At 39.3% G+C, this 10,647-nt stretch carries 9 protein-coding genes; 7 read left to right on the top strand and 2 right to left on the bottom strand.

Annotated features, from left to right (window positions below; translation table 11 throughout):
- Positions 1 to 610: 610 nt before the first annotated feature.
- Positions 611 to 2,185, bottom strand: coding sequence for a sugar porter family MFS transporter (locus QZ562_RS16595; RefSeq protein WP_293762601.1), 1,575 nt, complete (start codon positions 2,183 to 2,185; stop codon positions 611 to 613).
- Positions 2,186 to 2,393: 208 nt separating this feature from the next.
- Here QZ562_RS16595 and QZ562_RS16590 point away from each other — a divergent pair, with 208 nt between their 5' ends.
- Together QZ562_RS16590 and QZ562_RS16585 are read left to right on the top strand one after the other, a co-directional pair.
- On the top strand, positions 2,394 to 3,584 hold the full coding sequence (locus QZ562_RS16590; RefSeq protein ID WP_293762598.1) for a histidine kinase: 1,191 nt from the start codon (positions 2,394 to 2,396) through the stop codon (positions 3,582 to 3,584).
- The gene (locus QZ562_RS16585; protein ID WP_293762592.1) at positions 3,581 to 4,399 is read left to right on the top strand and encodes a LytTR family DNA-binding domain-containing protein; all 819 of its coding nucleotides are present in this window, start codon (positions 3,581 to 3,583) and stop codon (positions 4,397 to 4,399) included. The genes QZ562_RS16590 and QZ562_RS16585 overlap by 4 nt, the downstream gene beginning before the upstream one ends.
- 62 nt (positions 4,400 to 4,461) lie before the next feature.
- On the opposite strand, the gene QZ562_RS16580 is transcribed toward QZ562_RS16585, so the two are convergent.
- The gene (locus QZ562_RS16580; protein WP_293762586.1) at positions 4,462 to 5,745 is read right to left on the bottom strand and encodes a DEAD/DEAH box helicase; all 1,284 of its coding nucleotides are present in this window, start codon (positions 5,743 to 5,745) and stop codon (positions 4,462 to 4,464) included.
- Between the two features lie 293 nt (positions 5,746 to 6,038).
- On the opposite strand from QZ562_RS16580, the gene QZ562_RS16575 reads away from it, so the two are divergent.
- The 5 genes from QZ562_RS16575 to modC all read left to right on the top strand — a co-directional run bounded on the left by QZ562_RS16575 (position 6,039) and on the right by modC (position 9,965).
- Entirely contained in the window at positions 6,039 to 6,509 is a 471-nt protein-coding gene (locus QZ562_RS16575; protein WP_293762580.1) for a CreA family protein, read from the top strand.
- A 2-nt stretch (positions 6,510 to 6,511) separates the two neighbouring features.
- Complete coding sequence (locus QZ562_RS16570) at positions 6,512 to 6,985, top strand: rhodanese-like domain-containing protein (RefSeq protein ID WP_293762575.1); 474 nt, start codon at positions 6,512 to 6,514, stop codon at positions 6,983 to 6,985.
- Positions 6,986 to 7,355: 370 nt separating this feature from the next.
- Positions 7,356 to 8,144, top strand: a complete 789-nt coding sequence (gene modA / locus QZ562_RS16565) for a molybdate ABC transporter substrate-binding protein (protein WP_293762572.1) — start codon at positions 7,356 to 7,358, stop codon at positions 8,142 to 8,144.
- Positions 8,141 to 8,836 (top strand): molybdate ABC transporter permease subunit, encoded by a 696-nt coding sequence (gene modB / locus QZ562_RS16560; RefSeq protein WP_293762569.1) that lies wholly within the window; start codon positions 8,141 to 8,143, stop codon positions 8,834 to 8,836. The genes modA and modB overlap by 4 nt, the downstream gene beginning before the upstream one ends.
- Positions 8,826 to 9,965 (top strand): molybdenum ABC transporter ATP-binding protein, encoded by a 1,140-nt coding sequence (gene modC / locus QZ562_RS16555; protein WP_293762566.1) that lies wholly within the window; start codon positions 8,826 to 8,828, stop codon positions 9,963 to 9,965. The genes modB and modC overlap by 11 nt, the downstream gene beginning before the upstream one ends.
- Positions 9,966 to 10,647: the final 682 nt, after the last annotated feature.

The following is a 10,647-nucleotide window of genomic DNA, read 5'->3' as shown; positions in this document are numbered from 1 at the left end:
TCGTTAAACAGGCATCGTCAAATCATTTGCAGGAAATGCTACTTTATCGCCATAAGATTTTGTATTTTGTAAAAATGCGAAAGTTAAATGCGAAAGTTAAATGCCAAAGTTAAACGCGAAGTAATTACCCATCATACGAGTAACGGATAAATTTATGTAAAACAAAGTTGCCTGAAGCTAAATCAGCGCAAGGAGTTGTGAAGTGCCTCAAAAAAATACAAAAGGGCTGATGGCGATCTTGAAGCTTAAGCATGTTGAACCCCGGTAAAACACTGTTCATAGGTTTCTGACATAAGTTTCTGATGTGTTTTGAACAAGATAATTCTGCGTTTCATAATATATGACTTAAAATAGCATTGGTATGAAGTGCATCGCAGGTTGTGATATTAATAAAATCGCATAAATTTCAGCAAGCTATTTAAGCTTAATTTTAAATTGTTTATGAAAAACCTGTGCTGTCTCAAGTGTTGTAGGGGGCTGAAAATTTATACCAAAAATTGGTTTTGTATGTTCGTTTGATTTGAAAAAATATAAGTAGAAAATAATTTAATCAACATCAAGGGTACTGACTGGATAGTGACTAGCTCAGTACTCTTGATGACCTCTCGTTTTAGTTTTTAACCAATAATGTTTCTAATTCTTCCAGTGTTTTGCCTTTGGTCTCAGGTACATATTTTAGGATTATCAGCAACCCCGCTAATGCAAAGCCACCATAGGTCGCAAAGGTTAACGTTGCCCCTAAATTGGCGAGTTCCCATGGAAAAACCAACTGCACTAAAAAGCTAACAGCAGAGTTGATCAGCCCAACAAATGAAATAGCGATCCCTCTTATCCTGTTAGGAAATAATTCTGAAAATAGGACCCACATAACAGGTCCAAGGGACACTGCAAAACAAGCCACAAAGCCTAAGATGCTAAGCAATATCATGGTACCGTTCATCTGGATAGCAGCGGAGACTACACTTGACTCAAACTGACTTGCGGCCCCAGCACCTAACAGTTCGCTGATGGCTGATTTAAAAGCCAAATCGCTGTTAAAGGTGGTACCTAAAATAGGCTGTAAAGCGGCCATATCTATTCCTGCTGGCAAAGCATTGATGGCTTGGGCTGTTAATGTATACGTCGCTGCATTGAATTGATAAGCCAAGCTAAACATACATACGATGATGCCAGATACACCCATCACTAACAGGGATTTACGCCCTAGTTTATCTATTAGCGCAATAGCGACTAGAGTAAACACAACATTGGTTAAGCCCACCAGAATAGCCTGCATGAATGCGGCGTCAGTCCCTAGTCCTGTTTGTTCAAATATCATAGGCGCATAAAAGAAGACCGCATTGATGCCGGTAATTTGCTGTAAAATAGCAATTGAAATACCCACTATCATGACTAAGCGCATTGATGGTTTCAGTAGTTCTAAAAAAGAACCTTTGGTTTGATTTTTTTGTTGGTCAATGCTCAAGCTTATTTGTGACACTTCTTTATCCGCTGCTTGTTCTCCTAAGGCTTTCCTGAGTATTAGTAATGCTTCATTGCTGCGGCCTTTCATCATCAACCAGCGAGGACTCTCAGGTACTATTGACAGACAAATGAAGTAAAGTAAGGCTGGAATAGCTTCAATACCGAGCATCCATCGCCAGTTCCATTTTTCAAGTCCTAATGTTTGTACCCAATTGCTATCTATCTCTGCTGATCTTAATATTAAAAAGTTAGTGAAAAAAGCTACCGAAATCCCCAGCACAATATTTAGCTGATTGAGTGATACCATTCTGCCTCGATACTTAGCAGGACCGATCTCTGCGATATACATTGGGGCAATAATTAATGCTGCACCTACACCTAGACCACCGACCATTCGGGCAATCACTAGTGTGAGAAAGTTAGGTGCTAGAGCTGACGCTATGGCTGATAAAAAAAACAGAGCTGCAGCACATTTAAGTACTGGTTTTCTACCAAATCTATCGCTCAAAGGACCGGCCGTCACCATTGCTAATGTTGCGGTGAGTGATAAAGATGCCACAGCCCACCCCAATTCAATTTTAGATAAGTTAAACTCTGGTTCTATAAATTTAACGACACCTGATATCACTGATGCATCAAAACCCATCAGGAAACCGCCTAAGGCAACAATGATGGATACATAAAATACATAGAAAATTGTATGAGGCTGGTTTGTTTTCATTCTTACTGCCTATAATGTGGTTTATTGATAAAGACTATTCACTAAGTGCTTGTCACGCTAGACTATTACTCTTAGAAAGATCATGAATTGCGATAGAGCGGTCAATATTATCGATAGTACGGACTGAACTGATGGCGAGCAACATATACCGAGTGTAAACTCCAACCTGAAATTGATGCTAACGCAGTTGGCATAATAGGAAAACCATGTGACATCATTTTTTAAACGCCCACCCACTATGATTGGCCGTTATAGTGTTTACCAATTTGGTTTATTACAATTAGGGTTTTGGGCATTTGTTAGTACTGTCAGCTTTTTTTCTTTGACGTTGTGGTACGGGCCTTACGGTTGGTCACATATTGTACATATTATACTGCAGGCAATATTAGGGCTGATACTGACTTTGTTTTTACATGTAGGTTTTATGCATATTTGGCACAGGCCTTTTGTTTATCGTGCCACAGTGGGATTTTTGATGGTGTTGGTAGTGTCGCTGGTTTGGACTTTATTTAGAATTGAAGCTTTTATCCGTTTGACCGAAATCAGCACCGAATGGAGTGAGTTTGGTGGTTGGCACTTTGCCAGTGTTTTTATATTTTTATGCTGGACCGGTCTATTCCATGGTATGCGTTACAATGATCTACTGCAAACTGAACACAGGATCATGTTAAAAGTGGAAGCAGAAGCTCGCGAAGAGCAGATGAAACGCATGCGTGCTCAAACCATTGCACGAGACGCCCAAATAAAAATGTTGCGTTATCAATTGAATCCACACTTTTTATGTAACACCCTAAACGCTATTAGCTCTTTGGTGGAGGTCAATGAATCCGAAAAAGCACAAAGCATGACGGTGCAATTGAGTCGATTTTTACGACACTCTTTAGATAATAATCCGGACACAAAACTATCACTAGAAAATGAAGTTAAGGCACTTAATCTGTACTTGGAAATTGAAAAAACACGTTTTGGTGATAGGTTGAATTTGGACTTTAAAATTAATGAACAGGCTAAATTAGCCATGGTACCCAGCCTGTTATTACAACCCATTATTGAGAACTCCATGAAACACGCGATTGCCCAAAACGAGTTGGGTGGCACGATTACACTTCTAGCTAAAGTAGTTGAACAACGTCTAATTATGCAATTGAGTGATACGGGCAGCGGTAGCAAAATAGGCAAAAGTAAAATGGAAAGCTCTAAAGGAAGGGGCATAGGTCTGCGCAACACCAATGAACGATTAAAAGCACTGTATGAAAACGATTTTACGGTGAGCATTGACCTCTTGCCATTAGGCGGTCTAAGAACCACTATAGAAATACCATGTGAGTACAGTATTACGGGCAGTGGGTATCCAATGAGCAATCAAGAACGGTTATCAGGGAATGAGTATAAAGTATGATCAAACTAAGAACGCTGATAGTTGATGACGAACCTTTAGCACTAAGACTGCTTCGCGCAAAATTAAATAAAATAGCTGAAATTGAAATTGTGGGTGAATGTAAAAATGGACGAGAAGCGATAGCTGCAACCTTAGATCTAGCCCCTGATTTAATTTTTCTAGACATTCAGATGCCTGGTTTAAATGGCTTTGATGTAGTTAAGGGCATACAAAGTGATATTTTGCCATTAATAGTGTTTACCACTGCTTATGAACAATATGCGTTAGATGCTTTTGATGTGCAGGCTGTGGACTATATTTTAAAGCCAATAGATGATGAACGGATAGGTCGGGCTGTCCAGCGAGCGAGCCAACGTTTGAATGTGATAGATCAGTCAGTGAATAAACGTCCTATTTTAGGAGCAATAGATGCGATTAATCATAAAGATTTTACAGCTAATGATGTTGTTGCGAGTCCATCTTTGCATCAGATATCGAGTGTTGTTGAGCGCAAGGTGGTGATTAAGGATAGAGATGAAATCACTATTTTGAAACAGTCTGAAATTGAATGGGTGGATGCAGCTGGCGATTATGTTTGTTTGCATTCCCAAGGTGAAACGCATATTAAGCGCAGCACGCTTAAAGAATTGTTAGATGAATTGGACGACAGTATTTTTAAAAGAGTACATCGTTCTACTATAGTGAACCTCAATTTTATTGAGAAGGTGATCCCTCACACAAAAGGTGAATTCTTTTTACAGTTGAGTGAGTTTGAAAAAATAAAAGTTAGCCGTAACTACAAAGATGCAATTAAACATTTTTTAATGGGGAAGTAACGAAACTGAAATTATAGCTACGGGTATCGTAGCTATAATTTTGGAAAGCAACGCCTTTGTTTTTATTTTCTCTTTATTTTAGACACTTTTGCTTTTGATTTTTTTGCTTGATAAGGCGAGGATTTATCGTGACTTATTTTCGTCTCACTCGCTTTGTTACTGCGACTATTACGTGTATTTTTGGCTACACTTTTTAACAAACTGATACGATTACTGACCTCAAATCCTACTTTAACAATACGTTTGATCTTACTACTAATCAGTTTTTCGATGCGAGCAACGGTGTTTTCTTCTTCACGGCTGACGAATGATATGGCATAGCCTTCTTTACCTGCTCGCCCAGTTCTACCGATGCGGTGTACATAATCTTCGGGTAAATAAGGTAAGTTGTAATTAACTACATAGTCCAGACCTTGAATGTCTAGACCCCGAGCGGCGACTTCCGTGGCTATTAATACTTGTAATTTTGCTGACTTAAAATCGGCAATAGCACGGCGACGAGCACCTTGACTTTTGTCCGCATGGCATACCGCAGCATCTATTTTGCTTCGTTTTAATGCGGCCATGAGTTCATCGGCTTGTTGTTTAGTACTGGTAAACACTAAAACCTGAAACCAGTTTTGTTCTTTCAGTAAGGCTTTGAACAAATCAATCTTCCGTGACTCTTCGACAGGATACATAACGTGTGAAACTGTCTCGGCTGCAGCATTGATTTTGTTAACCCGAAGCACGGTGTGATTGTTAAGTAACTTATGGGATAGTTCATTCACCGCAGGAGATGAAGTCGCAGAAAATAATAGAGTTTGTCGTTTTTTTGCTGTGTATTGCAATATATTTTGTACGTCAGCAATAAAACCCATATCCAACATACGGTCTGCTTCATCAAGTACTACAAACTCAGCATTGGCTAAATTGACGTTACTCAGCTCTAAATGTTCAATTAAGCGCCCTGGTGTTGAAATTAGAATATCTACACCACCCCTAAGTTTACTTGCCTGCCCACCCATTTTTACACCACCATAAAGCGCCGTGACTTTTAAAGGTAAAAACTGCGCGTAAGCACCAATCGTACTGGCGAGTTGCTCAGCTAACTCTCTAGTTGGTGTTAAGATCAATGCTCGCGGGCTGCCTGATAACGTGTCCTTAGGTTTATCCAACATCTGTTGCAAGATAGGTAGGGCAAAGGCTGCTGTTTTACCTGTACCTGTTTGAGCATTGACTAATAAATCTTTGCCTCTGCGTGCAGGAACAATAGCTTGTTCTTGCACAGGCGTCATTTCAGTATAACCACAGACTTCAAGAGCCTGTTGGATTTCATTGGCTAAACCTAAATTTGAAAATTTCATACTGATCCTGTGCGACTGCAAAAAGCGAGGCAGGAATATACAGCATTTTAGCTTAGAAAGTCAGATTGTTTGTGGTTTTTGTGTACACAAGGTGTGTTCTTTAATTTTAACAAGCCATCAAGGGATACAGAAGCTTTGACAGGAAGTTAAAAGCCGCTAGCATAGTCTCTATGCTAAACGGCCCAGGGAGAGACAGTTCACTAGGCTGTCATTACTAAGTCGCTCTTTTAGAGTAAAAGTTCAAAACTAATTAAAATAAGTCGTCAGTTAAAATTAAGTATTAAGGATAAAAAATGAAAGTATTATATGTATGTTTTGGGATTAGTTTGTTACTTCTAAGCTGTGATAAAAATGAAGTAGGTGATATATCACTAGGCGTTTTTACTACACAGGATATCAAATTAAATACTATGGTTGATCCCATTGTTACTGGCGTGACTTGCCATGTTGCTAGTATTGAGGCGGATCTTAGCTTGTCTGACCCCTCTGACAGTTCAATCGCTTGCAGGCAAACGGGAGAAATCAGTGCTGCAATGATAGCGACTATCGATAAGTCAAAATCAGGTGAAATAGTATTCAAAAAATCAAAAAGCATCTTTTTTAAAAGCATGAAAATTCGCCGTGTGTTTGATGAACAAAGTCAAACATTGATGTATGTCTCGTATTCTACAAAAGAAACGTCTGGAAGTTTCAAACACAGTCTTTCGACCGTGCCTTTGTGGGGTACCCAAGCATACGTCATGCCTGAAACATCAGAATTATAAAAATGTCACCACTTCATACCCAAGTGTCATTTAAAATTGAAGATACCCTAAAAAAAATGTTGAAAGGCTCAGTGCCTGTCATAAGTACCGGTGATCTGGCTGATTTAATAAAGTGCGAGTCTGATTGGCTAATATTAGATAGTCGGGAATTAGTTGAGTTTAAAACTAGCCATTTACCGAATGCAAAGTGGGTAGGGGATCATGATTTTTCCATTTGTAGGTTATCAGGCACCCCAAAAGATACAAACGTGGTGGTTTACTGCTCTATAGGTGTGCGCAGCGAAAAAATAGCCGAAAAACTTATAGCCTCTGGATTTTCCAATGTATGGAATTTATATGGTGGTATTTTTGCTTGGGCAAATGAGCACAAAACACTTATCGAACTCAATCAAACACCGACTCTGGCTGTGCATGGTTATAGTCAAAAGTGGGCAACATTGCTCGAGCATCATATACATTGCAAGCAGACTAAATAGATTTAGTCATGTGTACTTTAAAATGTTCATCACTTTTTATGTGTGATTTATTGTATACCAACACATCTCTATGCCACTTGATTTTATGTTTTATCAATACAATGAATGGAATGAAAATGATTAATCAGTTTATATCGAGGCAGGTTTGCTAGCAGATTACATTACGCTCGCTGACCATGCTCACTCACATAAGGTAAATATGTTGTAGTCAAATGATAAACATGATGCCAAGTTGAATAATGAGCACCAGTATAAAAAAATTGCTAACTAAAATACGATTAGCTGAAAAGTGCTCACAAAAAACAGGCCTGTGATAAAGTTATAAAAATCAATTGTATACCACTTATTTTGAGATGACGGGTCCAATAGTATGAAAATAAAAAAGTGGCTGGTATTTTTACTTTTACCTGCTTTTACACTATGTGCGGAGTCTAAATCAGTACATGTTGCAGTGGCTGCTAATTTTAGTAAAACGATGCAAAGTCTAGTGCTCGAATTCGAGAAAACGTCTGATTATCAAATTGCCTTGTCTTTTGGGTCGTCTGGAAAGTTTTATGCACAAATCAGACAAGGTGCACCTTATGAACTATTTTTTTCTGCAGATCAAGCTAAGCCTGATGCATTGCAAAAAGATGGACTAGTGATTGCTTCAAGCCGTTTTACCTATGCTATTGGACGCCTTGCTTTGTGGAGCGCTCGCCCTGACTTTTCTAATAAAGTGGAAACTAAATTTAAGAATAGTTTATTTAATAAACTAGCGATTGCTAATCCTAAATTAGCACCTTATGGAACCGCCGCTTTAGAGGTACTTACACATTTAGAGTTAATCGACGTTACTCGACCAAAGTGGGTACGAGGTGAAAATATTGCGCAAACATACCAGTTTGTGAGCTCCGGTAACGCAGACTTGGGTTTTATTGCTTTGTCGCAGTTAATTAGTATCAATAAAGTGAAGAAAATCCATCAAGGTTCTTATTGGTTGGTACCTGACAAAATGCATCGACCCATTAAGCAAGATGCAGTTTTACTGCGCTCTGCTGCAAAAAGTTTAGGCGCAAAAGCCTTCTTAGATTTTATGCACACTGATAAGGCTCAAAATATTATCGCTGAGTACGGTTATCTTTCTTTAGACAGTCTGGATGTGGGCCAAGATTTATGAGTCTCACTGATGGCGATATTGCAACTATTTGGTTGACGTTACGTTTAGCAACAACAGTCACAATATTATTGTTGATATTGGCTACCCCAGTCGCTTGGTGGTTAGCCAGAACACATTCTTGGTTCAAAGGTCCAGTAAGTGCGATAGTGGCGTTACCCTTAGTGCTTCCTCCTACCGTGTTAGGTTTTTATTTATTATTAGCTATGGGGCCAAATGGAGCAATTGGGCAATTTACTCAAGCGCTTGGACTGGGTACTTTACCTTTTACTTTTTGGGGACTAGTGATCGCTTCGATGGTGTATTCTATGCCTTTTGTTGTGCAGCCTATTCAAAATGCAATCGAAGCTATTGGTAATCGACCTATAGAAGCAGCCGCAACCCTTGGGGCAGGTCCACTCGATCGTTTTTTTACGGTGGTATTACCTTTAGCAAAACCAGGTTTTATGACCGCGACCATTCTTGGTTTTGCACATACAGTGGGTGAGTTTGGTATTGTGTTAATGATAGGTGGCAGTATCCCCGGAGAAACCCGTGTAGTATCCGTACAAATTTACGATCATGTGGAAGCATTAGAATATGCTCAGGCCCATGCGTTGTCGGGTGTAATGGTTGTATTTTCATTTGTGGTATTATTAATATTGTATACCTTTCAACGCAAACGCAAAGCGGTAGGCATGACCTATGGCAGATAAAAGCAAAAAGATAAAAGTGTTGGACAAGCCCGAAAAACCTGCCCAAGGGATCCAAGCAAGTTTTTATCTACGTTATGCTACCTCAGCTAAATCTACTTTTGCCCTCGACATCGACATTAATATGCCTGGGCAGGGTATAACCGCTATTTTTGGCGAATCTGGTTCGGGCAAAACATCCTTGTTGCGTTGTATTGCAGGTCTTGAAAAAAACGCTTCTGGTAGGTTAAATGTTAATGGTGAATGTTGGCAGGAAACCAGTATATTTGTCCCTACTCACAAGCGGAGTATCGGGTATGTGTTCCAAGAGGCCAGTCTATTTGATCACCTAACGGCTATGGGTAATCTTCACTATGCCATCAAACGAAATCATCAAGCCGTTAACCTCAAATTATTAAATCAAGTTATCAGTGTGATGGGTATTAATAATATATTGACACAATTTCCTCAGCAGTTATCTGGTGGCGAAAAACAACGTGTGGCTATAGCTAGAGCGTTGTTAAGTCAACCAAAACTATTGTTAATGGATGAGCCTCTGGCATCATTAGATACCGCGCGTAAACTTGAAATTCTTCCTTACTTGGAACGTCTTCGTAGCCTCTTTAATATTCCTATTTTGTATGTCAGTCATGCGGTTGATGAAATCGTTCGGCTAGCAGATCATATTGTGATTATGCGACAAGGAAAAGTGATTACTCAAGGTGGCATAACAGAGTTGTTTTCTAGAACTGATTTACCATTGGGGGTGAGTAATGAAGTGGGGGCTATACTTGAATGCAACGTGGTTGAAAAAGATAAACAATGGCATTTAATGCGGGTCACTTTTGATGGAGGTGAGCTTTGGCTGCCCAATGTTGAAAATGTTCAAGATAACACACAACGCATACGTATATTGGCGAGCGATGTTAGCCTTACTTTATCGCCGCATACTGACAGCAGTATTCTTAACGTATTATCTGGAAGGATAGAAGAAATAACCAATGATGAAGATCCTGCCATGTCATTGGTCAGGTTAAAAGTAGGGGGGAACTATTTACTGGCCCGTTTGACCTTAAAATCTTTACAAAAGCTCGATTTAGCAATGGGTAAAAGCATATGGATACAAATTAAGTCAGCCGCAATAGTGAGATAGTTAGGGTATGTTATCACCAGCAGTTAATGGGTTTTAAAGTGCCATATAATAGGTGTTTGTTTTAATGGCCGCCATAGCTCACTCAATGTGGAATGTGTCAGATAAAACAGTGAGGACAAGTTATTGTCGCTGACATTTGTTCGCTTCATTGGTGCTATTTTAGGTTCCATTATTATTGTTATACATCCCAGTATGTATATGTCTGCATCTACATTGCTTAGTTTGTAGCGGTTTGAGTTATCCAGCAGCAAGTAACAGCACAATTGCAGTTGTTCCTTTAATTTTTGCTATTTTGACTACTTCTTGTATTGCCGGATACAACATGTTCAGTGGAGTGGGTGTGAGACGCAGTAAGTTATTTTGGTTTATGCAGAATGGTTAGAGGTTATAACTGGAGCTGGAGTGGTGGTTTTCAGCTTTATTAGCAGAGGAAAAGTAACTGTTTCTTTTGGTTTGCGCAATTGGAAACAAAGTCTTTTAACCGGAATATTATCCATAAGTGTTTATAGCGTTGCTTTATGAGCGATCACAAAAATGCTTATTTCGTCGGTCGCGGTATTACGAGAAACCAGTAATATTTTTGCTGTATTGATTGGCAGTTATGTGCTGAAGCAAACATTTGCTCTTAGTCGTGTTTTAACTTCCAACTCAGTTGTTACTGTGATCGCATACTCAATTATAT

The sequence above is a fragment of the uncultured Paraglaciecola sp. genome, assembly GCF_913058035.1.
Classification (GTDB): domain Bacteria; phylum Pseudomonadota; class Gammaproteobacteria; order Enterobacterales; family Alteromonadaceae; genus Paraglaciecola.
Note: the sequence above shows the minus strand (reverse complement) of the source record. Positions and strands in the feature narration are given on the sequence as shown.